The sequence below is a fragment of the Paraburkholderia fungorum genome (genome assembly GCF_046026025.1).
GTDB lineage: Bacteria > Pseudomonadota > Gammaproteobacteria > Burkholderiales > Burkholderiaceae > Paraburkholderia > Paraburkholderia fungorum_E.
Genome location: NZ_JAQQFL010000002.1, coordinates 343,571 through 369,364 on the forward strand (window position 1 = coordinate 343,571; position 25,794 = coordinate 369,364).

Sequence of the window (25,794 nt, forward strand, 5' to 3'; positions counted from 1 at the left end):
CAATTGGAGCGGGTCAGTGCCCGAGTTCTGGGACCTTGCGGTCCTCGCGCGGTGCTGCCGACCGGTCTTCTTCCGATAGATCGACCAGCGTATCGGAGAGAGGTTCGGCAGTAGCGATTTCAGCGATGGCAGCGCGCAATGTATCCAGCCCTTGCCCCGTGCGCGCGCTCAAAAAGACGCGCGAAATATTACCATACTCATCCCGCTCGACCGTGTCGCCACGAGCCGCCAGCTCCGGCACGGCATCGATCTTGTTGAACACCAGCACCTGACGGATCGTGTCCGCACCGATTGCGTGCAGCACCTCGTTCACCTGGTCGATCTGATCGAGGCGCACGGCGCTCGACGCGTCGACCACATGCAGCAGAAGGTCCGCGTGGATGGTTTCCTCGAGCGTGGCGCGGAAAGCCGCCACCAGTTGGTGAGGCAATTCCCGGATGAAGCCGACCGTGTCCGACACTACCACCTGGCCAGCCTCGTCGCCCAGATAGACACGGCGCGACGTGGTATCCAGCGTGGCGAACAACTGGTCGGCGGCGTACGCCTGGGCCTTCGTCAGCGCATTGAAAAGCGTGGATTTGCCCGCGTTCGTATAACCGACGAGCGATACGGACATGGTCTGGTTACGGCTGCGCGCGCGGCGCTGCGTGCCGTGCTGACGGCGCAGTTTTTCGAGCCGGGTTTTCAGCGCCTTGATGCGCTCGCCAATCAACCGGCGGTCGGTTTCGAGCTGCGTTTCACCTGGGCCGCGCAAGCCGATACCGCCTTTCTGCCGTTCAAGGTGGGTCCATGCGCGGATTAGCCGCGTCGATAAGTACTGCAATTGCGCGAGCTCCACCTGCAACTTGCCTTCGTGGCTGCGGGCGCGTTGCGCAAAAATATCGAGGATGAGGCTGGTGCGATCAATCACGCGGCGGTTAAGCGCCTGCTCCAGATTGCGCTGCTGCGCAGGGGCGAGAGCGTGATTGAAAATGACGAGTTCGATGTCGTTCGCCTCACAGGCAAGACGCAGTTCTTCGGCCTTGCCGCTGCCGACGAACATCTTGGCATCGGGACTGGACCGGCGCCCCGTGAGGGTGACTAAGGGGTTCGCGCCCGCGCTTTGCGCGAGCAGGCTGAGTTCTTCCAGACTGGCTTCGAAATCGATCTTACCGAAGTCGATGCCGACAAGCGCTGCATTGATCAAATTGGACGGTATCAAAATGAGGCGGCCGGGAGTTATCGCCAACGGGCGACGCTACGCCGGCCGCGACGGGGGTTAGGACTGTTCGGAATCCGGGTGGAAGTTCACCGGGCGGGCAGGCACGACAGTCGAAATGGCGTGCTTGTAGACCATCTGGGTGACCGTATTCCGGAGCAACACGACGTACTGGTCGAACGATTCGATGTTCCCTTGAAGCTTGATGCCGTTGACCAAGTAGATCGACACCGGCACATGCTCTTTACGCAGTGCGTTCAAAAACGGGTCTTGTAACAATTGCCCTTTGTTGCTCATAGCAAACTCCGTATTTTTTTGCAGGTTGACTAAATTGACGACGAAGGAAAAAGGGATCCGCCGCCAACCGCTACACTATAGCCGATTTTCATTTTTGCGCGAGCGGGCTGGCCTTGCGGCCAAACCCAGCACACACGCGGGTTTCAGCCTGGATTTCAGCCTTTGTCCGCGTAAGGGTTCGTCGACGATCTGAACTCTATGCGCAATGGAGTCCCAGTCAGCTTGAAAGTTTCCCTGAAGCGGTTTTCGAGGTAGCGTTTATACGTTTCGGTGATCGCATCGAGCGCATTTCCGTGAATCACGATGATCGGCGGATTCTGCCCGCCCTGGTGCGCGTAACGCAATTTCGGGCGCACCGGACCGCGTCGGCGCGGTTGCTGGAACTCCACCGCATCGATCAGCGCGCGCGTCAGCTTCGGCGTCGGCAGCTTGGTCATGGCGGCCTTGTAGGCGTCGTCGACCGAACGCATCAGCGGGCCGATTCCGGTCTGTTCCGCAGCGGAAATGAAGTGGAATTTGGCGAAATCGAGAAATTTTAGTTTGCGCTCGATGTCCGCCTTGGTGCGGTCGCGCACATGCGGATCGAGGCCGTCCCATTTGTTCACGCCCACCACCAGCGCACGGCCCTGCTCCACCACGAAGCCGGCAATGTGCGCGTCCTGCTCTGAAATGTCCTGACGCGCATCGAGCAGCAGGATCACGACGTTGGCATCCGAAATCGCCTGCAGCGTTTTCACCACCGAGAATTTCTCGATCGCTTCGAACACCTTGCCGCGGCGGCGCAAACCGGCCGTGTCGATCAACGTGTACGGCTTGCCCTGACGTTCGAAGTCGACGTAGATCGAATCACGCGTGGTGCCCGGCATGTCGAACGCGATCACGCGCTCCTCACCCACCAGCGCATTGATCAAGGTCGACTTGCCGACGTTCGGCCGGCCCACGATCGCGATCTTCACGCCGTGCGCCTGCTTTTCCTCGTCATTCTCTTCCGGCTGCCCGGCGTACGCGACGACGAGTGCCTCGTTGATCATTTCAGTGACACCGTCGCCATGCGCGGAAGAAATCGCGCGCGGATCGCCAAGACCGAGTTCGTAGAAGTCGGCGGCCACGTTGCTGTACTTCATCCCCTCCGCCTTGTTGACGACGAGGAAGATCGGTCGGCCGACCTTGCGCAGGTAGTCGGCGATCGTCTTGTCTTGCGGCGCGAGACCGTTGCGACCGTCGACGATGAACACGACGATGTCCGATTCCTCGACCGCCTGGCGGGTTTGACGCGCCATCTCGTGCAGGATGCCATCTTTCGCGACCGGCTCGAAGCCGCCGGTATCGACGACCAGATACGGCCGGTCGCCGGCGCGACCCTCGCCATAGTGGCGATCGCGGGTGAGACCGGGCAGGTCGGCAACCAGCGCATCACGCGTACGCGTGAGACGGTTGAATAGCGTGGATTTCCCCACATTGGGGCGCCCAACCAGGGCAATAACGGGTTTCATCAGATGTTGTTCACGGTGAAACGCGGGATCGAAATCGACCGCCCGCGTAGCGACGCCATGCGGCCGCTACACGGCAGCGTTTGACGAAAATTATCACGAATTCGACCAGCCCCGGATGTGCTGCCAATATGCGCACCCAGGCGGACGAGAGTTTGGCTGTATGGCGCGGCGCCAATGGGCCGCCAGGTTCAGTCTTTCTTGCTCAACGGCTCGCACGCCAGTTCGGTAGATTCTCTACGTATCTAGCAGGACGGCGTCGAAGGTGGCGCCGCAAGCAGCCACCGATGGCCACATGGGCCGTTTCTGATCCGACTTGCCGGACCAGCCAGTCCGGCGGAATTCTTCTAGTTAAGCTGCTGCATCACAAATTAAGCTGCTGCACCACAAAAACGCGTGCGGCCGGCGAAGCCGGCCTGCACGCCTGACTACTCATTTGCCTGCGCGATTAACGCGGGCGGTAGCCGTACAGGTCGCCGTCGTGCGTCTGCACAACCAGCGTTTCGCCGGCCAGCACCGGCGCTGCGGTAATCGGGCTGCCGTCGGTCTTCATACGGGCTACGAGCGTGCCGTCGTCGCGCGACAGGAAGTGGACGTAACCCTGATAGTCGCCCAGCACAGCGGCGTGACCCAGAATGTACGGGACGCCGAGGTCACGGTTCTTCAGCTTGTCGTTCTTCCACAGCGGCGTACCGTTGGTGGCGTCGAATGCCGACACCACCGACCAGTCGTCGGCCGCCACCACGGCGCGGTCATCCTGCGCCAGGCCGCTCGTGCTCGAGAACGCCTTTTCCCACAGCGCGCGGCCCGAGTTGGCGTCGAAACAGCCAATCTGGCCCTGGAACGTCACCGCGCAGGTTTGCGAACCGACCAGTGTGGGCGGACCGGTCACGTCATTGATGCGCTCCACTTCCGTCACGCCCTTCGGATACGACACCGGCGTCTGCCAGTAGTTGTCGCCGGTCTGAACGTTGATCGCGGCGAACGCGCCGCCCGGGAAACCCGCCAGCACAGCCGCGTCGCCCGCGAACGTCATACCTGACGAGACGCGCAGATTGAGCGGCACCGCGCGGTTGCGGTAGTTCCACTTCTGCTCGCCGGTTTGCGCATTGAACGCGACGATCTGACCGTCGACCGTGCGCACCACCACGAGACCGTTGCCGACCAGCGGCGGCGAGATGATTTCGCCGGGCGCCTTGGCAGTCCACAATTGCTTGCCGTCAGCGCCGAGCACGTAGACGTCGCCCTTCAGGCCGCCGACCGCCGTGAGGGTGCCGTCGCTGCCGACACCTGCCGAGAGGTCGTCATGCAGCTTGACGCGCCAGACGTCCTGGCCGGTTTGCGCGTCGATCTTCGCAACCGAGCCGTTCGCGCCAGCCGCGTACACCGCGTTGCCGACCGCGACCGGCGCGAACAGGTAACGACCCGCCTTGCCCACGCTGGCCTTCCACGCCTGCTGCACGTCAAGCACGGGTTTGAACTCGGTGAGCGGCGTCGGCACGCGGCGCTCGTCTTTCGCGGATGAGCAAGCCGCCATGGTGAGGACGGTCATCGCACAGGCAACGGGCACAGCGTAACGTTTCAGCAGATTCATCGGTGGACGAAGCATTCAGGAAATTAATTAAAGGAGACCGGTTGGTCGTTACATGCGGCGCGCTGCATGCGGCGATTAGCCGCCCAACGCGTCCAGCTTGAACTGAATCAACTGGCGAGCCGAGCTATCGTTTTTCGACAGCGAGTCAACCGCGAGCTTATAGGCCGCGCGTGCATCGTCACGCTTACCTTGAGCAGCGAGCAGGTCACCGCGGCCATTCGCCACAATGCCTTTGAACGCATCGGATTGCGGTTCGGCGAGCAGTGCGAGGCCCTGGTCGTAAGCCTTGTCGTCGAGCAGCAGCGAAGCCAGACGCAGCTTGGCAATCTGCTTGAACTCGTCGTCTTTGGCGTGATCGATGGTCCATTGCAACTGGGACTTCGCGGCAGCTTCGTCACCCGCGGCGTACAGCGCCTTGGCTGCGCCAAGCGCGGTCATCTGCGCATACGCGGTGCCGCTGAACTTGTCTTCCATGTCGGTGGCAACGCGTGTGATCTTCGCCTTGTCGCCCGATGCCACCGCTTGCTGCACCTGGTCATACAGCACCGCAGCTTCAGCCGCCTGACGCCGCTGCCAGAAATTCCAGCCGTTCCAGCCGGCTGCGGCAACCAGTGCCACCAGCACGATCCACGTGGTTGCATTGCCCCACTGCGTCCACCATGCCTTCAGACTTTCAATCGATTCTTGTTCGTCGTGGTAACTCATCGCCCGGCGATTTCCTCATTCTGGATACGTGTGTGTGTCGAGCCTGATTGGCACCCAACCGGCTCGACGACATCGCGATCAGTCGTCGCCGTCTTCGGCGGTTGCAACCATCGCATTGATTAGAAATTCGGTCAAGTCTTCGGCGGGCACGTTATGTTGCTCGTTTTTACCGCCGTTAGAACTTGTATCACGGAGCGGTTTGACGCCGACCGTGCCGTTGGCGATCTCATCTTCGCCAAGCACCACCGCGAAGGCCGCACCGCTTGCGTCGGCGCGCTTCATCTGCGACTTGAAGCTCGCCGTCTGACCATCCGCGCCGCAATGCAGGATCACGTCGAGACCCGTATCGCGCAAACGCTCGGCGATGATAAAGGCCTGTTCACGTGCTGCCTCGCCCTGATGGACCACGTACACATCGCAACCTTCGTCTTGCGGCACGAGCTGGTCTTCTTTCAGCAACTCGAGGATACGCTCGACACCCATTGCCCAACCGCACGCGCCCGTCGGCTTACCGCCGAGCTGTTCGATCAGCGGATCATAACGGCCGCCGGCCGCCACGGTACCTTGCGCGCCGAGCTTGTCGGTCACCCATTCGAACACGGTCAGATTGTAATAATCGAGACCGCGCACGAGACGCGGATTGATCGTGAACGGAATGTTGTTCGCCTTCAGAATGCGCTGCAGGCCTTCGAAGTGCGCGCGCGATTCTTCGCCGAGAAAATCGATCAGCTTGGGTGCGTTCTGCGCGACTTCCTGCATCGCCGGATTCTTCGTGTCGAGCACGCGCAGCGGGTTCGTGTACAGACGGCGCTTTGCCTCCTCGTCGAGCACGTCCATGTGCTTTTCGAGGTACGCGATCAACTCGACGCGATGCGCCGCACGCTCTTCCACGAGACCCAGCGAATTGAGTTCGAGCTTGATGCCCATCAAGCCGAGATCGTCCCACAGACGCTGGCACATCATGATGATTTCGGCGTCTGCGTCCGGCCCGGCAAAGCCCAGCGCTTCCACGCCGACCTGATGGAACTGGCGATAACGGCCGCGCTGCGGACGCTCGTGACGGAACATCGGGCCGATGTACCACAGACGCTTCGGGCCGTCGTACAGCATGTTGTGCTCGATCGTCGCGCGTACGACAGCCGCGGTGTTTTCTGGGCGCATCGTCAGATTTTCGCCGTTCAACGCGTCGGTAAAGCTGTACATCTCTTTCTCGACGATATCGGTCACCTCGCCGATACCGCGCTTGAACAACTGCGTATGCTCGACGATCGGCGTACGGATATTCTGGTATCCGTAGGAACGCAGCATCGACTTGACGGTTGCTTCAAAAAATTCCCACAGCCCGGCTTCCTGCGGAAGGATGTCGTTCATGCCCTTCACGCCGGACAGCTTTTCGAGCTTTTTCTTCTGTTCAGTCATCTTTCTTCGATTGACGGTATTTAGTTGAGCGCTTCAGCGCGGCCATAGCGGCGCTCGACGTAGTCACTCACGATTTGCTGGAATTCTTGCGCAATGTTATCGCCGCGCAGCGTCTTGACCTTCTCACCGTCGACAAACACCGGCGCGGCCGGATTTTCGCCCGAACCCGGCAAGCTGATGCCGATATTCGCCTGCTTCGATTCGCCCGGACCGTTGACGATACAGCCCATCACCGCGACGTGCATCTTCTCGACGCCAGGATACTGATCGCGCCACACCGGCATCTGCGTACGCAGATAGGTCTGGATTTGCGACGCCAATTCCTGGAACAACGTGCTGGTCGTGCGGCCGCAACCCGGGCACGCGATCACCATCGGCGTGAACGAGCGCAGACCCATGGTCTGCAGAATTTCCTGACCGACGATCACTTCGCCCGTGCGCGGTCCACCGGGTTCCGGCGTCAGCGAGATGCGGATCGTGTCGCCAATGCCTTGCTGCAGCAATACGGACAACGCAGCGGTCGACGCCACGATACCCTTCGAACCCATGCCGGCTTCCGTCAAGCCAAGATGCAGCGCGAATTCGCAACGACGCGCGAGTTCACGGTACACCGCGATCAGATCCTGCACGCCGCTGACCTTGCACGACAGAATGATCTTGTCGCGCGGCAGGCCAATTTCGACAGCGCGCTCGGCCGAACCAATCGCCGACTGGATCAGCGCCTCGTACATCACGCTCTGCGCTTCCCACGGCGTGGAACGCGCGGCGTTTTCGTCCATCATCTTCGCGAGCAGGTCCTGGTCGAGGCTGCCCCAGTTGACGCCGATCCGCACCGGCTTGTCGTACTTCACCGCCGCTTCGATCATCTGCGCGAACTGCGTGTCACGCTTCGCGCCGTGGCCAACATTGCCCGGATTGATCCGGTACTTCGACAACGACTCTGCGCACGCGGGGTAATCGCGCAGCAGCAAATGGCCGTTGTAATGAAAATCGCCGACCAGCGGCACCGACACGCCCATGCGGTCAAGTTGCTCGCGAACCGCCGGCACGGCTGCCGCCGCTTCCGGCGTGTTGACCGTGATACGGACCAGTTCAGAACCGGCTTGTGCAAGTTCCTTGATCTGGATCGCCGTGCCGATCGCATCCGCGGTGTCGGTGTTGGTCATCGACTGGACGCGCACAGGCGCATCGCCGCCAATGGTGACAAGCTGGCCGCCCCAACGGACATCGACCGCGTGCGACTTGCGCCGCGCAGCCTGGCCGCCGAACACCGGCTCGTTTGAAACGATCTTGCTACTGGATTGGGATTGAGCTTCGGATTGCATCGAAAAACCCATTTACGCCACATACGCCACACAAAAAACGTGGCGCCTGAATTGAAAAAGCGTCGCGACCCGGTTGGCCGCGACGCATACCGTATCTATCTCAAGGCAACGCGAAGCGTGCCACGTTGCCCTTGGCTGCCGAATATTTCGACGGATCGACTGGCTGGCCATCGAGCGTAAGCGACTCGAGACCCGCCTTGTTGCCGACCGTAACCTTGAACGGCGCTACGCCCGTTACTTCCTTCGTATCGCCTGCGTGCACGAGGCCGGAGAATACTTCCTTGCCGTCCTTGCCACGCACACTGAACCAACTGTCCTGCGTCACGCGCAACGCGACGATCGCCTCACCCGCGGCAGGCGTTGCCGCATCCACGGCGGCCGATGCGCCTATGGCGGCGACCACCGGCGCGCTCGCGCCCGGCGCCGCAGCCTGGACTTGCGAAGCCGCCTTCGGCGCGACCGCTGCTGCCGTGACAGCCGGCGCCGTGCCCGTTGCCAGCGGCGCGGGCATCGGCGTAGCCGACGCTGCGTTATCCACCGCGGCCGCTTGCGTGTCCGGCGCGGAAGCAGCGTCATCCGCTGTCGCCTCGGAACCGGCCGCCTGACCTTGCGCCACCGCGCCCGATGCTCCGGTCGCGCCACCCGCTGAGCCGTTGGCGCTCGCCTTCAACCTGGCGAGCCACGCCGACGAATCGCCGCCGTTGGTGTGCCACATGCCGAGCGCAATCACCGCAACGATCACCGCCGCAATACCCCATAACCACGAGCGGCTCTTCTGCCCGCTGCCGCCGAGCGACAGTGATACGCGACCGCGCGGCAAATCCTTGCCGGACGACGCCGGCATCGACAGATCCGGTGCAGGCACGCCCTTCTCGCGACGCAGAGCCTGTGTGAACGGCGTGGGATCGGCGCCAAGCATCTTCGCGTAGCTGCGCACCACGCCAAGCGCAAAGGTCGTGTCCGGCAAGTGGCTGATGTCACCCGATTCGAGCGCACGCAACTTGATGACAGAGACCTTCAGACGCGCCGACACGTCTTCGATCGTCCAGCCCTTCGATTCACGCAATTGGGTCAAGCGCGCGCCCACCGCCGCCAATGAGTCCAGGCTCGCCGAGCCCGACTGCGTAACAGGCTGCACCACCGCCCGAGCGACCGGCGCCGGATGGCCTTCGTTTCCGTCTGTGTCCTGCGGCTGCGGGTGCTGCGGCTCACTCATCCCAAATCCTTTCGCGTCGATTCTTTTTCACTTGTGCAACCCGGACGGGCCAAAGCCTCACGCCCGAATCGCAGACCGTTTATAACAAAATGCGCGGCCTTGTGTGCCGCTTCCGATCGCTTCTGCAAACTTTCTTTTCAATCGCGGATGGCGTGGAGGGGTTTTGCACGCCCGGATAGCTTTCCTCCGAACGCGGCGCCCTGCCGCCTCACGCGATTACACGGCGCGAACCTCGATCACCTTCGCCGCCCTCCCGGTGCGTTCAGCGAGGCGCGTGCGGTCTTTCACCGCACCGGCCAACTGACCGCAGGCAGCGTCGATATCATCGCCGCGTGTCTTACGCACCGTGGTGACGACGCCCGCGTCCATCAACACTTGTGCAAACCGCTTGATCTGTTCCGGCTTCGAGCGGATGAGGCCCGACTCGGGAAACGGATTGAACGGAATCAGGTTGAACTTGCACGGTACGTCACGCGTAACAGCCAGCAATTCACGTGCTTGCGCTTCGCTGTCGTTCACGCCGTCGAGCATGCAATATTCGAAAGTAATGAAATCGCGCGGCGCAACCTTCAGATAGCGTTGGCAAGCGGCCATCAGTTCGCGCAACGGGTACTTCTTGTTCAGCGGCACCAGCATGTCGCGCAGCGGGTCGCTCGGCGCATGCAACGATACGGCGAGCGCCACCGGCAGATCCGCGCCGAGCCGGTCCATCATCGGCACCACACCCGAGGTGGACAGCGTGACGCGCCGACGCGACAGGCCGTAGGCGTTGTCGTCCAGCATCAGGCGCATGGCGGGCACCACCGCGTCGTAATTGAGCAGCGGCTCGCCCATGCCCATCATCACGACATTCGTGACGACGCGCTCACCTTTGCCGTCGCCACCCGTGGCACGACCGCCATCCGTGCCGCGCGTTGCGCGCAGCGCGAACTCGGCCATGCGCAGCTGGCCGATGATTTCACCGGTGGTGAGATTGCGGGAGAAACCCTGTTTGCCGGTCGAACAGAAACGGCAGTTGACCGCGCACCCGGCCTGCGACGACACGCACAGCGTGCCTCGCGTTTCTTCGGGGATATAAACGGTTTCAACCGCGTTGCTGTTGCCGACGTCGATCAGCCACTTGCGTGTGCCGTCGGTCGAAATATTGTCGCTGACGATGCCAGGCATCGTGATCGTGGCGCGCCCTTTGAGCTTTTCGCGCAAGGACTTCGCCAGATCGGTCATGCCGTCGAAGTCGGCAGCGTTGTACTGATGGATCCAGCGCTGCAATTGCTTGGCGCGAAACGGCTTCTCGCCCAGGCTGTCGCAGTAGGCGACAAGCCCTTGGGCGTCAAGGTCGAGAAGGTTGACGGTGGGACTGCTCGTCATATCGAATCCTGCCATTTCAGTGCGAGACTGCGTTCATGCAACAAGCTGCATGAACGCAATGCCGTTCGCGCCCATTCCTGCTGCTTTACCTTACTACTTTGCCGGGCTGTTCGTGCGGATTCGTGCGACAAATCCAACGGCTGCGTACGAATCACGCCACGACGACCAAAACCCGCTCAAACCCGCTTAACGCGAGTAAACGTTCACTTCCGGGAAGAAGAACGCGATTTCAACTGCGGCCGTTTCAGCGGCGTCCGAACCGTGCACCGCGTTAGCGTCGATGCTGTCGGCGAAGTCGGCGCGGATCGTGCCCTTTTCTGCCTTCTTCGGGTCCGTTGCACCCATCAGGTCGCGGTGCTTCAGGATCGCGTTTTCGCCTTCCAGCGCTTGCACGACCACCGGGCCCGAGATCATGAAATCAACCAGATCCTTGAAGAACGGGCGTGCAGCGTGCACAGCGTAGAACTTCTCTGCGTCAGCGCGCGACAGATGAACCATGCGCGAAGCCACGATCTTCAGCCCAGCGTTTTCGAAGCGGCTGTAGATCTGGCCGATCACGTTCTTGGCCACTGCGTCCGGCTTGATAATCGACAGGGTGCGTTCGATCGCCATAAAAACTCCAAAAAATTAAGAGGTTACAGATTCAAATGAATCCGCTATTGTAGCATGTTCCCGTGTATGATTGCGATTGAACCCTTACAGAATTGAAAGACTCCAAGCAGGAGTTTCTGAATACTGGTAGCGTAGGCCGTGTGGACTTTTTCGGGGTATTGAAACTCCCGGCCGCCGCGCCAATCTTAGGGATGAACACCCTGCGACTGGCCGCATGAATTCCGGCCAGCGCCGTACAACCCGGTGCACATCCCGCTACACAACCCGCCGCACAACCATTACGCAACACGCTTCTGAGGTAAGGAGAGACCATGAACGATCATCCGTATAGCTTTGGCCGCAATGGCGCAGTCAGCACGGTCGAGACGCGCAACCGCGTACTGCGGAACACCTACTGGCTGCTCGCGCTATCCATGATTCCGACCGTGCTCGGCGCCTGGGTAGGCGTAGCCACCGGTTTCTCGCTGTTCGCCGCCACCAGCCCGGGCATGAGCATGCTGGCGTTTTTCGCGATCGCCTTCGGCTTCATGTTCGCCATCCAGAAGACTAAAGACAGCGCCATTGGCGTATTCGTGCTGCTCGGCTTCACGTTCTTCATGGGCCTGATGCTGTCGCGCATCCTGAGCTTCGTGCTCGGTTTTTCGAACGGCCCGTCGCTGATCATGCTCGCCTTTGGTGGCACTGGTGTGATCTTCGCTTCCATGGCAACGATCGCCACGGTCAGCAAGCGTGACTTCTCGGGTCTCGGCAAGTGGCTGTTCATGGGCGTAGTCGTGCTGCTGCTGGCTTCAGTCGCGAACGTGTTCCTGCATCTGCCGGCGTTGATGCTGACCGTGTCGGTGCTGGCAATCGTGATCTTTTCGGCCTACATGCTGTTCGACGTGCAGCGCGTCGTGAACGGCGGTGAAACGAATTACATCACCGCCACCCTCGCGATCTATCTGGACCTGTACAACGTGTTCGTTAACCTGCTCGCGTTGCTTGGCATCTTCGGCGGCAACCGCAACTAAGTCTGACAAGGGTCGGCGCCCAAGCGCCGGCCTTGAAGAAAAAGCCCATGGCGAGCAATCGTCATGGGCTTTTTTCTTTTGCACTGCCCGCACACCAACGGTGAGGCGCCGGACAGGCTTTACAACAGGCAATCAGAGACAGATCACAAGCTCAACCAGGTGAAGCCTTCATCCTGCGAAGCGACGATCACTTCCGTCGGCGCGGCGCCCAGCACACCCGCCATGGCAGCCTGCGCCAGTTCCGGCGAGTTGTTCTGCTGGCTCAGATGCGCGGCCACCAGATGACGCAAGCGCGAGCGGTCGAGCGAGGCCAGAATTTCCGCCGCCGCCTCGTTGTTCAGATGCCCGTGATTGCCGCCAATGCGCGCCTTCAGGGATTGCGGATAACGGCTACCCGCCAGCATCCGCACATCATGATTGCATTCGAGCACGAGCGCGTCGCAGCCACTCAGCACCGCGCTGATGTGCGGCGTGGAGGTGCCGACGTCGGTCAGCACGCCGAGCCGGCTCGCACCGTTGGAGAGCACGTATTGCAGCGGCTCGCGGGCGTCGTGAGGAACGGTATACGGAAGAATGCTGAGGTCGCCGATCGCCACCGCTTCGTCGCCCCACAACACCTGAAGGTCGACATCGGCTTCGTCGGCACCCACCGCGCGGGCGGTACCCCAGCTCATGTACAACGGAATCGACCACTTGCGCGCCAGCGTCAACGCGCTGCCAATGTGGTCGCTGTGTTCATGGGTAATCAGAATGGCGTCGAGACCCTCGACGCCCGCGCCAAGCCGCGCCAAACGCCGCTCGACTTCCTTGGCCGAAAAACCGCAATCGAGCAGAACGCGCGTGGTGGTCGCGCCGCTTTGCGCTTCCACCAGCAAGGCATTGCCTTCACTGCCGCTGCCGAGACTGGCGAAGCGCACAGTCCGCTTAGTTCAGTTGCGCGTGCAGCAACGTCACGATGCGTTGCGCGTCGGACGAGTTATCCACTTGCCCGTTCGCGTCCAGCACCGCCACCTGCGTCACGGTGTCGCCCTTCGAGCGCACATTGACGAGGAATTCCTGACCCGGCTTCTTCGACGAATTGCCGCTGTAGAACAGCTTGCCGAAGAGCCCTTCCTTCTTCAACTCCTGCATCGAGTCGGCATAGCGCACGTAGTAGATGCCTTTCGAGCGATCGCGGTTGTCGACGGTAAAGTTGGTACGGTCGAGCGCGAGACCGACACGCAGCCATGCGCGGTCGAACGATTCCTGCAGGTCGAGCGTCGATGCGCCCGCGCTCTGATCGATCGTGGCCGGCGCGGTGGCCGAGCGGGCGTCGGTCAGGAGTTGCTTCGACTGCGCGTCGGTCAGACCGAACTTCTGCATCAGCTTGGCCAGGAACAGCGCTTCCAGCGCCGGATCGCGCGGACGCTCTTCCCAGCGCGACGACGTCTTGTCCTGGCCCGTCAGCATTTCTTCCATCGCGCTATGCGTGATCGAGATGTCGGTGGTGTCAGCCGGACCGCGCGACACGAGCGTGCGGAAGCTGTCACGGGTGCCCGACGAGTAGGCGAAGTCGACCACCTTGCCGATCGTGCGGCGGAACCAGTCGTCCGGAATATTGGCGCGGTTTTCAGCCCAGTCGGTGTTCATGATGCCGGTGGCGGGTGCGTCGGTTTTCAGCGCGAAGCCGTTCTCCTGCCAGAACTCCTGCAACTGCGGCCACAGTTGTTCCGGCGTGCGGCCGTCGACGACCAGCCAGCGACGATCGCCGTCACGCTCGATGTGCATACCCAGCGGGTCTTGGGCACTCGGCTGGCCTTCGGTGGAATTGCCCGCTGCCGTGACCGCGCGTTGCGGCGAGCCGCCCAGCGCCAGATTGGCCGGCGGCGCCACGTAGCGTTGATCGGTCGGCGTGGTGGTCAGATCGCCCGGAACGGCGAGCGGCGGTGCGCTGCCCGCGCCCTTGTAGTTCACGCGGTCGGAGGCGAACCAGTCGTTCAGCGTGTCACAGCCGGCGAGCGTTACCAGGGCAAGCGCCAGCGCCGCCATGCGGGTTGCGTGGAGGGAAAGTGCGGAACGTTTCATGAGGTCCTTCGTGATGCTGGAACGCGGTGCCTGGTTCTGTGTGCCGGGAACGTGGGCTGGATCGACGTCGGTTAAGGGAGTGCCGGTGGCAGGCTTTCGTTAAGCTGGGAGTTGCCGGGACAAGCCCGCTTAGCCCAGCAGACCCGCTTCGCGCAACGCGCCGCGCACCACTTCGTGGTATTGCGCGTCGAGCGGCGTGAGCGGCAGGCGGATTCCGCCCTGCACACGACCCAGTTGCTGCAACGCCCATTTCGCAGGAATCGGATTCGATTCGATGAACAGGTTCTTATGCAGCGACAGGAGTTTCAAATGAATCTCGCGGGCGGTCTTCGCGTCCGCGGCAAGCGCGGCTTTGCACAGATCGCTCATCGCGCGCGGCGCGACGTTCGCGGTGACCGAAATATTACCGTGGCCGCCAAGCAGCATCAGCGCGATCGCCGTGGGATCGTCACCGCTGTAGATGCCGAAGTGGGCCGGCGCCGACTTGATCAGGTGCGCGGCGCGATCGATATTGCCCGTCGCTTCCTTCACACCAATGATGCCCGGCACCTGCGCGCAACGCAGAATCGTTTCGTTGCTCATGTCCGCGACGGTACGGCCCGGCACGTTATACAGGATCACCGGCAGATCGACGGTTTCCGCAATCTTCGCGAAGTGGCGATAGATGCCTTCCTGGGTCGGCTTGTTGTAGTACGGCACGACCTGCAAGGTGGCGTCCGCGCCGACTTCCTTGGCCTGCTGCGTGAGTTCGATGGCTTCAGTGGTCGAGTTGCCGCCCGAGCCCGCGATCACCGGAATCCGGCCCGCCGTGTGCTCGACTGCGGTTTTGACCATCAGCACGTGTTCCTCGACCGACAGCGTGGCCGACTCGCCGCTCGTACCGACCACGACCAGCGCGTTCGTGCCCTCTTCGATATGCCAGTCGATCAGTTTGCGAAACGCCGGCAGATCGAGGCCGCCGTCTTCGAGCATCGGAGTAATGATGGCAGGAATGCTGCCGCGAATCTGAACGCCGCCAGTGCTGCTTTGATTGCCGTTAGTCATGAAACGCCATGAATTTGATCAGGTAAACCGCGATTGTAGCGGATTAGCCAGCCAGCTCGTAACAAGGCGGGGGTGCCGCCTGCGTGCGCTCGGCTGAGCGATCCGCCTCCATAATTGCGCATATCCGCTGGACGTAAGCCGGGCGCGGCTGCGCGAGAAATCCGTCTTGAAATGCGACCACCCGGAGGTGGCCTTGCACGACGTCGAGCAACTCGCCGGGTGCAAGCAAAAACGCCGGGTTAGACGGTTTGCCGACGCTTTCGTTGCCTTGCGCGAAGGTCTCGTAAACCAGCACGCCGCCGGGTGCGAGCGAGCGCAACAGTTGCGGAAACAGCGGCCGGTACAGATAGTTCGTGACCACGATCGCGGCGAATTTCGCGTCGGCGGCCAAAGGCCATGCCGCGCCTTCAATGTCGGCGGCGAGCGTGGTGATCAGCGGCTCGTCGCACATCCGGTCTAGCGCGGCCGCGTCGCGATCGAGCGCGGTCACCGGGTGGCCCAACGATGCAAAGAGCCTGGCATGCCGCCCCGCCCCCGACGCTACATCCAGCACCGCGCCGCCCGCCGCGACCAGATGCGCCCAGTGGCACACCCAGCGTGACGGTTCGCCGTTTCCGTGCGAGGAAGCGTCCGGCATGGCCAGGGGCGTGCTCGTCATCTCAGCGCGGCAGCCGGTTGTATCAGTTATACGAGAGGCCCATCGCCTCGCGTACGTCGCGCATCGTTTCCGTGGCGTACTTGCGGGCCTTGTCGCAACCGTCGGCGACGATCGCGCGCAACAGCGACGGATCGTCCATGTACTTTTGCGCGCGCTCAAGCATCGGCTGCTGTTCGCGCAGAATGCCTTCGATCACCGGTTGCTTGCACTCGAGGCAGCCGATTCCAGCGGTTCGACAGCCCTTCTGCGCCCACTCGTGCGTGGCTTCGTCCGTGTAGACCTGGTGCAGTTGCCACACCGGGCACTTGTCCGGATCGCCCGGATCGGTGCGGCGCACGCGGGCCGGATCGGTCGGCATGGTGCGGACCTTCTTCGTGATCGTCTCCGCGTCTTCGCGCAGGCCGATCGTGTTGCCGTACGACTTCGACATCTTCTGGCCGTCCAGCCCCGGCATACGCGACGCCTCGGTCAGCATGGCCTGGGGCTCGACCAGAATGATCTTGCGCGAACCTTCCAGATAGCCGAACAGACGCTCACGATCGCTCATCGACAGGCTCTGCGATTCCTGCAACATCGCCCGCGCCTGTTCGAGTGCTTCGTCGTCGCCTTCCTGCTGATAGGCGTTGCGCAACTCGTGATAAAGCTTGGCGCGCTTGCCGCCCAGCTTCTTCGCCGCTTCATTGGCCTTCTCGTCGAAACCTGGCTCGCGACCGTACAGATAGTTGAAGCGGCGTGCAATTTCGCGCGTCATTTCGACGTGCGGCACCTGGTCTTCGCCGACCGGCACGAGCGAGCCGCGATACAGCAGAATGTCCGCTGCCATCAGCACCGGATAGCCGAGGAAGCCGTAAGTGGACAGATCCTTGTCCTTCAGCTTCTCCTGCTGCTCCTTGTAGGTCGGCACGCGTTCGAGCCAGCCAAGCGGCGTGCTCATACCGAGCAGCAACGCCAGTTCCGCATGCTCGGGCACCTTGCTCTGGATGAAGAGCGTAGCCTGCGCCGGATCGATACCCGAGGCGAGCCAGTCGATCAGCACGTCCCACACGTTCTTTTCGATCACTTCGGGCGTTTCGTAGTGCGTCGTCAGCGCATGCCAGTCGACCACACAAAAGAAACACGGATACTCGGACTGCAGCCGCACCCAGTTTTTCAGCACGCCGTGATAGTGGCCGAGGTGCAGCGACCCGGTGGGCCGCATGCCGGAGAAGATACGGTCTGGGAACATGGTTATTTAGAAAAGCGAAACAAGTGGAGTCAGAATTGCGGTAATCGCGCCGTAGCCGAGCGTAACGAGCGGGCTGAGCCAATAACGCGTGAGCGTGCCCGTCATGACCAGCGCCATCACGATGAAAAAGCCATACGGCTCGAGGCGCGACAGCGCGATCGACTGCCGCGGCGGCAACAGCGCCATCAGCACCCGGCCACCGTCGAGCGGGGGCAGCGGAAACAGGTTGAGCACGCCGAGCACGAGGTTCACGCCGACGCCGGCTGCCGCCATGCGGGTGAAGAACGGTTCCTCGACGCCGCCCACAGCGAGTGCGACACCGACCAGGCCCCACACCAGCGCCTGGACAAAATTGCAGGCCGGCCCGGCGGCCGCGACCCACAGACTACCCCAACGCGGATTGCGCAGATTGCCGAAGGCAACCGGCACAGGCTTGGCGTAACCGAACATGAACGCACCGCTGGTGGCGAAGTACAACAGCAAGGGAATTGCGATCGTGCCGAGCGGATCGATATGCCGCATCGGATTGAGGGAGACGCGGCCGAGCACGTACGCGGTATTGTCGCCGAGCCAGCGCGCGACGTAACCATGCGCGGCCTCATGCAGCGTGATCGCGAAAATCACCGGCAACGCGTAAACCGCAATGGTCTGTATCAGGGAAGAATCCATAACTCGCTATTGTAACAACGCGACTGCGTGCGTCTGTCCGCTTTCGCTCATGCCGTCTCTTCGAGACCGAACGGCGCGAGAGAACCGCGCCCTGCCCGCACCAGCACCGGCTCGGCGCCGGTCAAATCGATCACGGTGGACGGTTCGCACACGCATGGGCCGCCATCGATCACCAGGTCCAACTGCTTCTCGAGCCGCTCGCGAATTTCTTCCGGGTCGTTCAGCGGCTGGGTTTCTCCCGGCATGATCAGCGTGGAGCCGAGCAGCGGCTGGCCGAGCTCTTCAAGGATCGCCAGCGTGATGGCGTGCTCCGGCACCCGCAGCCCGATGGTCTTGCGCGACGGATGCGACAGGCGCCGCGGCACTTCCTTGGTCGCCTGCAAGACAAAAACGTACGGGCCGGGCGTAACCGATTTGATCAGACGATATTGCCGGTTATCGACCATCGCGAAGTTCGCCAGTTCCGACAGGTCGCGCACCAGTAGCGAGAGCAGCGCCTTCTCGTCGAGTCCGCGAATCCGCCGCAAGCGCTCGACCGCGTCCTTGTCGTCGAGATGACAGGCGAGCGCGTAGCTCGAATCTGTCGGCAACGCGACAACGCCGCCATCACTGATGATCTGTACGGCCTGCTTGACGAGGCGCGGCTGCGGGTTTTCCGGATGAAGCCGAAAGTATTGAGACATTTTGGCTAACGGTAGCTACGGATGGAAATTCGGGTGAACGCACGCCCTTGGGACAAGGGCCTTCGCGCACAACGTGCCGCCGTGGCACGGCGCGCGATCACAACCAGCGTTCCCAGACGGGCTTGAGATCGGAAGGCAGTTGCGGCAGCGTGCCGAGATCGATGCGGCCCTCGCCGGGCGCATGGAAGTCGGAACCGCGCGAGGCCTCGAAGCCATAGCGGCGCGCGACGTCCGCATATTCGCGGTACTGATCCGGCGTGTGGCTGCCGGTTACCACTTCGATGGCCTTGCCGCCGAGGTCGATGAATTCAGCAAAGAACGCGTCGAACTCGACCGGCGAGTAAGCATAACGCCCCGGATGCGCGACGATCGCCTCGCCGCCGGCCGCCTGAATCCAACCGACCGCGTCCGCCAGTTTCGCCCAGCGATGTGACACGTAGCCGGGCTTGCCATCGCCGAGATAGCGGTTGAACACGTCCTGCGTCGAGCTGGCGTAGCCGCTTTCGACCATGAAGCGCGCGAAGTGCGTGCGCGAAATCATGTCCGGGTTCGACACGTATTTGAGCGCGCCCTGATAGGCGTCGGGGATGCCGAGCGCAGCCAACTGCTCGCCCATTGCTTCGGCGCGCGCCGCGCGGCCGTTACGGGTGCGCGCGAGGCCGTCGAGCAGGATCGAACTGGTTGGATCGATGCCGAGCCCGACAATGTGCACCGTGCGCGACGCCCACGTCACCGAGATCTCGACGCCGCTCACGTAAGCCATGCCGAGCGCCTCAGCGGTGCTGCGCGCCTCATGCTGGCCACCCAGTTCGTCGTGATCGGTCAGCGCCCACAGCGTTACCCCGCCCGCGTGCGCGCGGCGCGCGACATCGGCCGGGGCGAACTGGCCGTCGGAAACGGTGGAGTGGCAGTGGAGGTCGGCGTTCATCTTTGTCTTGAGAAGGTTCTGCAATCATTTTACTGCAACGCAGTAAATGGCCGCAGCGCTATCTCGCGATAGTGAAGCTCGCGCCGAAACCTTGCTGCAAGGTTCAGGCGCAGAAACCCTCGATCAACGCCGCCACCTGCTCCGGCTGATCGTGATGCACCATGTGTCCCGCTTCGTCGATGATCTTCTCGCGCCAGTTCGGAAAAGCCTGGAAACGCGCCTTGAATTCGTCGAGCGGAATCTCGCCGGCGATCTGTGCAAGCGTGGGTGAGTTAGCGGCCTCGACATGCAGCACTTTGGCCGTCACCTTGCGCCACACGGCCATCACTTCGTCGAGGCGGTACAGCGTCGGCCCGCGCAGTTTGTGCGCCGGATCCGCGAGCAGCATGAAGCGCCCTTCCCCGTCCGGCTTCGACCAATGCTGCGCGAGGAACTGCGCGCGCGGCAAAGCAAGGCGCGGGTTGGTCTTGATCAGGCGTCCGGCGACCTCGTCCAGTGACGCATAGCGCTTTAACTGCGGCGGATCGCGCAACTCGTCGAGCCAGGTGCGAAGGCGCTTGGGCGCTTGCGCCGAGTGCGACGGCGCAAGGCCGAAGCCCTCCAGATCGACCACGCGCCGTACCCGCTCCGGCCGCACGCCCGCATACAGGCAGGCGATGTTCGCGCCCATGCTGTGACCAACCAGATTGACTTCGCCGGCCGGCGCATAGTGGTCGAGCAGCGCGTCGAGATCGGCGAGGTAGTCCTGGATCCAGTAGTTGCCGCCGCCACGCTCGGCGACCGGCCAGTCCGACAGGCCAAAGCCGCGCATATCGGGCGCGATCACCTGCCAGTCGCCGCCCAATGCGTCGACGACGAACTGGAACGACGCCGCCACGTCCATCCAGCCGTGCAGCATGAACAGCATCGGTGCATCAGGGTTGCCCCAGCGCCTCACGTGCAGACGGATACCGCGCACGGCGACGAATTCAGACTTGGAGGTATTCATGAACAGCGCGCCCAAAAAAAAGAATGGTCGTTCGATTATAACGAGATAGCCGGACGATGCGTGGGGTCAGGCTGTGGAAAAAAGCTTCAGTCGCGCGTGACCGGCAGGACGGACTGCTCGGTGTCGAGACCCGCCCGGGCGACCAGCTCGGCGAGTTCGGTTTCGTCGAAACCAGCATCGCGGCGGGCCTCGAAATTGAACGGACCACGTAATTTCGGTGCGTGATACTGGTCGGCAAGACGCGTGTAGGTAGCATGCGGATCGAGGCCGCCCTCTGCACACAGATGGCGGAACCAGCGGTTGCCGATCAGCACATGGCCAATTTCGTCGCGCAGGATTACGTCGAGAATCGCCGCGGATGCGTGGTCGCCCGCCTGTTGCAGACGGGCGCGGATGGGCGGCGAGGCGTCGAGGCCGCGCGCTTCGAGGGTACGCGGCACCAGCGCCATGCGCGCCAGCACGTCGGCACGAGTGCGCTCGCACATATCCCAGAGGCCGTCATGGGCGGGGAAATCACCGTAGGCATGGCCGAATTCCGCCAGCCGCGCGACCAGCAGCGAGAAGTGATGCGCCTCTTCGGCGGCAACTTTGAGCCAGTCGGTGTAGAACGCGGCGGGCATGCCGGCAAAACGCCAGACGGCGTCGAGCGCGAGATTGATGGCATTGAATTCGATATGCGCAAGCGCGTGCAGCAAGACGGCTCGGCCTTCCGGCGACTGCATGCTGCGGCGCTTCAGCTTGCGCGGATCCACCAACTCAGGGCGCGCGGGACGGCCAGGCAAGTCTGCCGGCTCGGCGAGTTCGAAGTCTGCGAGACAGGCGAGGCTGCCGTCGAGCACTGCGGCGTATAACGCACGGGCCGCGTCCGCCTTGGTTGCCGGGTCGACTTCGCTCAATATGGCCAGCGCAGCCGTACGCGCGCAATTCGCGCGATTCGTGCGATTGGAAGCATTCTCGGGATTCGATCCAGGCGGAGCGGGCGAAATGGACGGCGCAACGGAGTTCATGGCACGAAGTTGGCAAAGGGCACGGCAAGAGGCAAAGCGGAAAAGGCGTGGCATTCGGCGAGGCTGGGCGCTTGACGGCTTGCTGCACCCGCTTGCCGCACCGGCTTGCTGCGCTGTCAAGCGGCCCAAGCACACAACCGTTTACAATACTCGATTCGACCATCTCGCGTGCCTATTGCGCGCAGCAGGCAGGACAACCCGGTCCATTGGGGCGCTTTCGAGTGCTTTCGAGCGTTTTGCCCCCGTTTTGCGGCCCTGTGGCTCATTGCCGCCACAGCCCTTGCAACCCACAGCGACCGATCAAGAGGAGACACCGTGACAATTTACAAGCTTGGCGAAGCAGCGCCGACCATCCACGAAAGCGTGTTCGTCGCGGATTCCGCGAACATTATCGGCAATGTGACGCTCGAGGAAAATTCGAGCGTCTGGTTCGGCGCGACGCTTCGTGGCGACAACGAGCCGATTAGCCTCGGCGCCGGCAGCAACGTGCAGGAAAACGCGGTGTTGCATACCGATCCGGGCTTCCCGCTGACGATCGAGCCGAATGTGACGATCGGCCACCAGGTCATGCTGCACGGCTGCACGATCAAGGAAGGCTCGCTGATCGGAATTCAGGCGGTGGTCTTGAATGGTGCGGTAATCGGCCGCAACTGTCTGGTCGGAGCGGGCGCCATCGTCACTGAAGGCAAAGTGTTTCCCGACAATTCGCTGATTCTCGGCGCGCCCGCCAAAGTGGTGCGCGAACTGACCGAGACGGATATCGCCAATATGCAGCGCGGCACGGCGAGTTATGCCGAGCGCCGCGAATATTTCAAGGCGCAGCTCGTGCGCATCGGCTAATCAGCCGGGCGCGCGGCGCGCAAGGCGCAGCATCAAGCTGCGTCATTCGACCGAGGAAAAGTTGTGAGCGACCAGTTGCAAAAATTCATGTTCAGCGCGGCGCCGGTGCGCGGCGAGATCGTTTCGCTGCGCAATACGTGGCAGGAAGTGCTGACGCGCCGGGACTATCCGGCGCCCGTGCGGACGATTCTGGGCGAAATGATGGCCGCGTGCGCGCTGCTTTCGGCGAACCTCAAGTTCGACGGCACACTCGTCATGCAGATTTTCGGCGACGGACCGGCCAAAATGCTGGTGGTGCAATGCAGCTCCGACCTGTCGATGCGCGCCACCGCCAAGCTCTCCGGCGAAGCGGGCAATACGATCGACGACGCGACCTCCATGATCGACCTGGTCAATGCGAGCGGCCACGGCCGCTGCGTGATCACGCTCGACCCGCGCGAGAAAAAACCGGGCCAACAGCCGTATCAAAGTATTGTCCCGCTTTCCGGCGTGGACGGCCCGCTCAAGTCGATGGCCGAAGTGCTCGAACACTACATGCATCACTCGGAGCAGCTCGACACGCGCTTGTGGCTGGCGGCGAACACCGAACGCGCCGTCGGCATGCTGCTGCAAAAGCTGCCCGGCGACGGCGGTATCGTTCCGCATCCGGGCGATCTGGATGCGGATACGTGGGAGCGCGTCTGCACGCTCGGCGGCACGATGTCGCAAGACGAGCTGCTGAAGGAAGAGCCGGCAACGATTTTCCGCCGTCTGTTCTGGCAGGAAAACGTGCAGCATTTCGAACCGGCCACGGCGCGCTTCGAGTGCAGTTGTTCGCGTGAAAAGGTCGGCGCCATGCTGAAAATGCTAGGTCGCGAGGAAGTGGACGGCGTCATTGAAGAACGCGGCCATGTCGAGATTCACTGCGAATTCTGCAATCAACGGTACGAATTCGACCCGGTCGACGTGGCGCAACTTTTTGTCGCCGATGCGCTCTCACAAGGTGTGACGCCGGCGGCCGACCAGCGGCACTGAAGCGGCCCGACGGCGCCCCATTACGATTGGATTGCGGCAGTAAAATGACACGCCGCCTGGTGCTTTTTCGGGGCGCGGGCGGCGCGTTATCGTCGAGCGTTGCGTTGGATCGTAAGCGGTGCGCGCTGCGCGTGTTTTGCTTAGGCATCCGACCGATGGAGATCAAAATGAACATCAATACTTCGCCAAAGCATTGCATGCGCTCGTTCGCCGTGCTGGCAGTGATCGCCGGCAGTGCCGTGCTTACGGGGTGCGTGATGGATCCGCCGGGCCCATCGCCGATTTATAGCCGGCTACCGGCCGACCAGTCGGGCATGGCCAGCACCGCCCAGCCACTCACGCCAGAAGAACGTGAGCGCTACGACGCGATCGACCGTCAGGTCATGGCCGATCAGAATCAGGCGATCGCCGCCGAGAACGCGGCTCAGGCCTACGCGCGTTATTATTCGCCGCCCGTCAACGTGTACGGCAGTTATTACGGCGGCGGGTGGGGGCACGGCTGGGGAACGGGTGTCGGCGTAGGCTATTCGCCGTACTGGGGCTGGTAAGCCGAAGCGGGTACTTCCGGGCGGAAGTCGCGCCGAACCGGCGCGATGAGACCTAGTGGGTGGTCTTCTTGTCTTTGGCCGCCGCCTTGCCGGCATGCTTGCGATCGGGCTTCGCGCGTGACTCCGGATTCGGCACCACATGCAGCGGCGCCGCCGACACCTCACCACGCGTAGACGTGGTAACCGAAGGTGTGTTCGTATTCGGCAACGGCGCGTTTGGCGAGACGAACTGCACAAACACCTCGCCGTCTTTCACCATACCCATTTCGTAACGCGCCCGCTCTTCTACTGCGGCCGTGCCGTTCTGCAGATCCTGCACTTCACCCTGAATGCGCTCATTGCGCAGCTTCGAATCAGCGTTCTTCTGCACTTGCTGCGCCAGTTGCTGCTGCAACTCATGCACGCGCAACCAGCCGCCGTGCCCCCACCAGAGCGGGTACTGAATCAGCGCCAGCAGAACGATCAGGACAGCAGTGACAAGCCGCATGAAGTAAGCACAATAAATACACGCCGCCCTGCGCTATACGCAGGGCGGCGGGGTCAATCAGAAACGAAGGATAACCGGCTCATTGGTCGGCGCTAGCGGCCGGGCCATCAGCGCAGATTGTAGAACGCCGACTTGCCCGGGTAGCTGGCGATATCACCGAGGTCTTCTTCGATGCGCAGCAACTGGTTGTACTTCGAGATGCGGTCCGAACGCGACAGCGAACCTGTCTTGATCTGACCGGCGTTCAGGCCAACCGCGATGTCCGCAATCGTCGAATCTTCGGTTTCACCCGAACGATGCGAGATCACAGCCGTGTAGCCGGCGCGCTTTGCCATTTCGATAGCCGCGAAGGTTTCCGTCAGCGTACCGATCTGGTTGATCTTGATCAGGATCGAGTTGGCGATGCCCTTCTCAATGCCTTCCTTCAGGATGCGCGTGTTGGTGACGAACAGGTCGTCGCCCACCAGTTGCACCTTCTTGCCGAGCTTGTCGGTCAGCGTCTTCCAGCCGGCCCAGTCGCTTTCGTGCATGCCGTCTTCGATTGAGACGATCGGGAACTTGTCGGCCAGGTTCGCCAGGTAGTCGGCGAATTCCGTCGACGACAGTTGCAGCCCTTCGCCCGCCAACTGGTACTTGCCGTCGTGGTAGAACTCGCTTGCTGCGCAGTCGAGTGCCAGCAGCACGTCTTCACCGGCGCGGTAGCCAGCCTTTTCAATGGCTTGCAGGATGGTCGACAGGCATTCGTCGTTGCTGCCGAAGTTCGGTGCGAAGCCGCCTTCGTCGCCCACGGCCGTGCTCATGCCGCGGTCCGACAGGATCTTCTTCAGCGCGTGGAACACTTCGGCGCCGCAGCGCAGTGCTTCGCGGAAGGTCGGCTGGCTGACCGGCACGATCATGAATTCCTGGATGTCCAGGCTGTTGTTCGCGTGCGCGCCGCCGTTGACGATGTTCATCATCGGCACCGGCAGTTGCATTGCGCCCGAACCGCCGAAGTAACGGTACAGCGGCAGGCCGGCTTCTTCAGCGGCCGCCTTCGCGACGGCCATGGAGACGGCCAGCATCGCGTTCGCGCCGAGGCGCGACTTGTTGTCGGTACCGTCGAGTTCCAGCAGGGTCTTGTCGAGGAAAGCCTGCTCGGAAGCGTCGAGGCCCATGATCGCTTCGGAGATTTCGGTGTTGATATGCTCGACGGCCTTCAGCACGCCCTTGCCGCCGTAACGGCCGGCTTCGCCGTCGCGCAGTTCGATCGCTTCACGCGAACCCGTCGATGCGCCCGACGGCACCGCTGCGCGGCCCATCGTGCCCGACTCGAGCAGCACGTCGCATTCGACGGTGGGGTTGCCTCGCGAATCGAGAATCTCTCGACCGATGATATCTACGATAGCACTCATGGTTTCCTCAAGAA

The 25,794-nt window shown here is 62.2% G+C and carries 26 protein-coding genes; 4 read left to right on the plus strand and 22 right to left on the minus strand.

Features of this window, described 5'->3' with window-relative positions:
- Nucleotides 1–13: 13 nt before the first annotated feature.
- The 10 genes from hflX to ndk all read right to left on the minus strand — a co-directional run bounded on the left by hflX (nt 14) and on the right by ndk (nt 11,224).
- The gene (gene hflX, locus PQR67_RS03710) at nt 14–1,201 is read right to left on the minus strand and encodes a GTPase HflX (protein WP_120343671.1); all 1,188 of its coding nucleotides are present in this window, start codon (nt 1,199–1,201) and stop codon (nt 14–16) included.
- Nucleotides 1,202–1,258: 57 nt separating this feature from the next.
- Nucleotides 1,259–1,495, minus strand: coding sequence for an RNA chaperone Hfq (hfq, locus tag PQR67_RS03715; protein ID WP_006051315.1), 237 nt, complete (start codon nt 1,493–1,495; stop codon nt 1,259–1,261).
- A 155-nt stretch (nt 1,496–1,650) separates the two neighbouring features.
- Nucleotides 1,651–2,988: a ribosome biogenesis GTPase Der gene (der, locus tag PQR67_RS03720; RefSeq protein WP_408454579.1), complete on the minus strand. Its 1,338-nt coding sequence runs from the start codon at nt 2,986–2,988 to the stop codon at nt 1,651–1,653.
- Nucleotides 2,989–3,433: 445 nt separating this feature from the next.
- Complete coding sequence (gene bamB, locus PQR67_RS03725; RefSeq protein ID WP_408454582.1) at nt 3,434–4,579, minus strand: outer membrane protein assembly factor BamB; 1,146 nt, start codon at nt 4,577–4,579, stop codon at nt 3,434–3,436.
- A gap of 75 nt (nt 4,580–4,654) precedes the next feature.
- Entirely contained in the window at nt 4,655–5,284 is a 630-nt protein-coding gene (locus PQR67_RS03730) for a YfgM family protein (protein WP_408454585.1), read from the minus strand.
- A gap of 78 nt (nt 5,285–5,362) precedes the next feature.
- Nucleotides 5,363–6,703, minus strand: a complete 1,341-nt coding sequence (gene hisS / locus PQR67_RS03735) for a histidine--tRNA ligase (RefSeq protein WP_408454588.1) — start codon at nt 6,701–6,703, stop codon at nt 5,363–5,365.
- Between the two features lie 20 nt (nt 6,704–6,723).
- Nucleotides 6,724–8,040, minus strand: a complete 1,317-nt coding sequence (gene ispG / locus PQR67_RS03740; RefSeq protein WP_408454591.1) for a flavodoxin-dependent (E)-4-hydroxy-3-methylbut-2-enyl-diphosphate synthase — start codon at nt 8,038–8,040, stop codon at nt 6,724–6,726.
- 88 nt (nt 8,041–8,128) lie between these two features.
- Complete coding sequence (locus PQR67_RS03745) at nt 8,129–9,244, minus strand: helix-turn-helix domain-containing protein (RefSeq protein ID WP_408454594.1); 1,116 nt, start codon at nt 9,242–9,244, stop codon at nt 8,129–8,131.
- A 216-nt stretch (nt 9,245–9,460) separates the two neighbouring features.
- Nucleotides 9,461–10,612 carry a dual-specificity RNA methyltransferase RlmN gene (gene rlmN / locus PQR67_RS03750; RefSeq protein WP_120343776.1) on the minus strand — a complete coding sequence of 384 codons (1,152 nt, stop codon included), beginning with the start codon at nt 10,610–10,612 and terminating at the stop codon, nt 9,461–9,463.
- A gap of 186 nt (nt 10,613–10,798) precedes the next feature.
- Nucleotides 10,799–11,224 (minus strand): nucleoside-diphosphate kinase, encoded by a 426-nt coding sequence (gene ndk / locus PQR67_RS03755; protein WP_172315650.1) that lies wholly within the window; start codon nt 11,222–11,224, stop codon nt 10,799–10,801.
- 311 nt (nt 11,225–11,535) lie between these two features.
- Here ndk and PQR67_RS03760 point away from each other — a divergent pair, with 311 nt between their 5' ends.
- Nucleotides 11,536–12,234 (plus strand): Bax inhibitor-1/YccA family protein, encoded by a 699-nt coding sequence (locus PQR67_RS03760; protein WP_169483940.1) that lies wholly within the window; start codon nt 11,536–11,538, stop codon nt 12,232–12,234.
- Nucleotides 12,235–12,377: 143 nt separating this feature from the next.
- On the opposite strand, the gene PQR67_RS03765 is transcribed toward PQR67_RS03760, so the two are convergent.
- The 10 genes from PQR67_RS03765 to PQR67_RS03810 form a co-directional block, all read right to left on the minus strand.
- On the minus strand, nt 12,378–13,151 hold the full coding sequence (locus PQR67_RS03765; RefSeq protein WP_408454598.1) for an MBL fold metallo-hydrolase: 774 nt from the start codon (nt 13,149–13,151) through the stop codon (nt 12,378–12,380).
- Nucleotides 13,152–13,158: 7 nt separating this feature from the next.
- Entirely contained in the window at nt 13,159–14,298 is a 1,140-nt protein-coding gene (gene bamC, locus PQR67_RS03770; RefSeq protein WP_408454600.1) for an NlpB/DapX family lipoprotein, read from the minus strand.
- A 129-nt stretch (nt 14,299–14,427) separates the two neighbouring features.
- Nucleotides 14,428–15,342 carry a 4-hydroxy-tetrahydrodipicolinate synthase gene (gene dapA, locus PQR67_RS03775; protein WP_120343661.1) on the minus strand — a complete coding sequence of 305 codons (915 nt, stop codon included), beginning with the start codon at nt 15,340–15,342 and terminating at the stop codon, nt 14,428–14,430.
- A gap of 43 nt (nt 15,343–15,385) precedes the next feature.
- Entirely contained in the window at nt 15,386–16,000 is a 615-nt protein-coding gene (locus PQR67_RS03780; protein ID WP_408454604.1) for a class I SAM-dependent methyltransferase, read from the minus strand.
- A 22-nt stretch (nt 16,001–16,022) separates the two neighbouring features.
- A complete protein-coding gene (locus PQR67_RS03785; RefSeq protein WP_408454607.1) occupies nt 16,023–17,225 on the minus strand; it encodes a tryptophan--tRNA ligase in 1,203 nt (400 codons plus the stop codon).
- Between the two features lie 6 nt (nt 17,226–17,231).
- Nucleotides 17,232–17,894 carry a site-2 protease family protein gene (locus PQR67_RS03790; RefSeq protein ID WP_408454610.1) on the minus strand — a complete coding sequence of 221 codons (663 nt, stop codon included), beginning with the start codon at nt 17,892–17,894 and terminating at the stop codon, nt 17,232–17,234.
- A gap of 47 nt (nt 17,895–17,941) precedes the next feature.
- Nucleotides 17,942–18,577: an L-threonylcarbamoyladenylate synthase gene (locus tag PQR67_RS03795; RefSeq protein WP_408454613.1), complete on the minus strand. Its 636-nt coding sequence runs from the start codon at nt 18,575–18,577 to the stop codon at nt 17,942–17,944.
- 97 nt (nt 18,578–18,674) lie between these two features.
- Nucleotides 18,675–19,505, minus strand: a complete 831-nt coding sequence (locus tag PQR67_RS03800; protein WP_408454616.1) for a 3',5'-nucleoside bisphosphate phosphatase — start codon at nt 19,503–19,505, stop codon at nt 18,675–18,677.
- A gap of 103 nt (nt 19,506–19,608) precedes the next feature.
- Entirely contained in the window at nt 19,609–20,493 is an 885-nt protein-coding gene (locus PQR67_RS03805; protein ID WP_408454618.1) for an alpha/beta fold hydrolase, read from the minus strand.
- An 86-nt stretch (nt 20,494–20,579) separates the two neighbouring features.
- Nucleotides 20,580–21,500: a ferritin-like domain-containing protein gene (locus tag PQR67_RS03810; RefSeq protein WP_408454621.1), complete on the minus strand. Its 921-nt coding sequence runs from the start codon at nt 21,498–21,500 to the stop codon at nt 20,580–20,582.
- 315 nt (nt 21,501–21,815) lie between these two features.
- Between PQR67_RS03810 and PQR67_RS03815 the strand changes: the two genes are divergently transcribed.
- From PQR67_RS03815 to PQR67_RS03825, 3 genes are all read left to right on the plus strand, one after another.
- The gene (locus tag PQR67_RS03815) at nt 21,816–22,340 is read left to right on the plus strand and encodes a gamma carbonic anhydrase family protein (protein ID WP_408454623.1); all 525 of its coding nucleotides are present in this window, start codon (nt 21,816–21,818) and stop codon (nt 22,338–22,340) included.
- Nucleotides 22,341–22,403: 63 nt separating this feature from the next.
- The gene (hslO, locus tag PQR67_RS03820; protein WP_408454626.1) at nt 22,404–23,354 is read left to right on the plus strand and encodes an Hsp33 family molecular chaperone HslO; all 951 of its coding nucleotides are present in this window, start codon (nt 22,404–22,406) and stop codon (nt 23,352–23,354) included.
- 167 nt (nt 23,355–23,521) lie between these two features.
- Nucleotides 23,522–23,902 (plus strand): hypothetical protein, encoded by a 381-nt coding sequence (locus PQR67_RS03825; protein ID WP_408454629.1) that lies wholly within the window; start codon nt 23,522–23,524, stop codon nt 23,900–23,902.
- 52 nt (nt 23,903–23,954) lie between these two features.
- On the opposite strand, the gene ftsB is transcribed toward PQR67_RS03825, so the two are convergent.
- Nucleotides 23,955–24,389 (minus strand): cell division protein FtsB, encoded by a 435-nt coding sequence (ftsB, locus tag PQR67_RS03830; protein WP_408454631.1) that lies wholly within the window; start codon nt 24,387–24,389, stop codon nt 23,955–23,957.
- Nucleotides 24,390–24,496: 107 nt separating this feature from the next.
- Nucleotides 24,497–25,780 carry a phosphopyruvate hydratase gene (gene eno, locus PQR67_RS03835; RefSeq protein WP_042322785.1) on the minus strand — a complete coding sequence of 428 codons (1,284 nt, stop codon included), beginning with the start codon at nt 25,778–25,780 and terminating at the stop codon, nt 24,497–24,499.
- Nucleotides 25,781–25,794 lie beyond the last annotated feature (14 nt).

What these genes read in the sequence shown, in the direction of transcription:
- hfq (WP_006051315.1), bottom strand. Translation starts at nt 1,495, where the DNA reads ATGAGCAACAAAGGGCAATTGTTACAAGACCCGTTTTTGAACGCACTG.
- der (WP_408454579.1), bottom strand. Translation starts at nt 2,988, where the DNA reads ATGAAACCCGTTATTGCCCTGGTTGGGCGCCCCAATGTGGGGAAATCC.
- bamB (WP_408454582.1), bottom strand. Translation starts at nt 4,579, where the DNA reads ATGAATCTGCTGAAACGTTACGCTGTGCCCGTTGCCTGTGCGATGACC.
- PQR67_RS03730 (WP_408454585.1), bottom strand. Translation starts at nt 5,284, where the DNA reads ATGAGTTACCACGACGAACAAGAATCGATTGAAAGTCTGAAGGCATGG.
- hisS (WP_408454588.1), bottom strand. Translation starts at nt 6,703, where the DNA reads ATGACTGAACAGAAGAAAAAGCTCGAAAAGCTGTCCGGCGTGAAGGGC.
- ispG (WP_408454591.1), bottom strand. Translation starts at nt 8,040, where the DNA reads ATGGGTTTTTCGATGCAATCCGAAGCTCAATCCCAATCCAGTAGCAAG.
- PQR67_RS03745 (WP_408454594.1), bottom strand. Translation starts at nt 9,244, where the DNA reads ATGAGTGAGCCGCAGCACCCGCAGCCGCAGGACACAGACGGAAACGAA.
- rlmN (WP_120343776.1), bottom strand. Translation starts at nt 10,612, where the DNA reads ATGACGAGCAGTCCCACCGTCAACCTTCTCGACCTTGACGCCCAAGGG.
- ndk (WP_172315650.1), bottom strand. Translation starts at nt 11,224, where the DNA reads ATGGCGATCGAACGCACCCTGTCGATTATCAAGCCGGACGCAGTGGCC.
- PQR67_RS03760 (WP_169483940.1), top strand. Translation starts at nt 11,536, where the DNA reads ATGAACGATCATCCGTATAGCTTTGGCCGCAATGGCGCAGTCAGCACG.
- bamC (WP_408454600.1), bottom strand. Translation starts at nt 14,298, where the DNA reads ATGAAACGTTCCGCACTTTCCCTCCACGCAACCCGCATGGCGGCGCTG.
- dapA (WP_120343661.1), bottom strand. Translation starts at nt 15,342, where the DNA reads ATGACTAACGGCAATCAAAGCAGCACTGGCGGCGTTCAGATTCGCGGC.
- PQR67_RS03780 (WP_408454604.1), bottom strand. Translation starts at nt 16,000, where the DNA reads ATGACGAGCACGCCCCTGGCCATGCCGGACGCTTCCTCGCACGGAAAC.
- PQR67_RS03785 (WP_408454607.1), bottom strand. Translation starts at nt 17,225, where the DNA reads ATGTTCCCAGACCGTATCTTCTCCGGCATGCGGCCCACCGGGTCGCTG.
- PQR67_RS03790 (WP_408454610.1), bottom strand. Translation starts at nt 17,894, where the DNA reads ATGGATTCTTCCCTGATACAGACCATTGCGGTTTACGCGTTGCCGGTG.
- PQR67_RS03795 (WP_408454613.1), bottom strand. Translation starts at nt 18,577, where the DNA reads ATGTCTCAATACTTTCGGCTTCATCCGGAAAACCCGCAGCCGCGCCTC.
- PQR67_RS03800 (WP_408454616.1), bottom strand. Translation starts at nt 19,505, where the DNA reads ATGAACGCCGACCTCCACTGCCACTCCACCGTTTCCGACGGCCAGTTC.
- PQR67_RS03805 (WP_408454618.1), bottom strand. Translation starts at nt 20,493, where the DNA reads ATGAATACCTCCAAGTCTGAATTCGTCGCCGTGCGCGGTATCCGTCTG.
- PQR67_RS03810 (WP_408454621.1), bottom strand. Translation starts at nt 21,500, where the DNA reads ATGAACTCCGTTGCGCCGTCCATTTCGCCCGCTCCGCCTGGATCGAAT.
- PQR67_RS03825 (WP_408454629.1), top strand. Translation starts at nt 23,522, where the DNA reads ATGAACATCAATACTTCGCCAAAGCATTGCATGCGCTCGTTCGCCGTG.
- ftsB (WP_408454631.1), bottom strand. Translation starts at nt 24,389, where the DNA reads ATGCGGCTTGTCACTGCTGTCCTGATCGTTCTGCTGGCGCTGATTCAG.
- eno (WP_042322785.1), bottom strand. Translation starts at nt 25,780, where the DNA reads ATGAGTGCTATCGTAGATATCATCGGTCGAGAGATTCTCGATTCGCGA.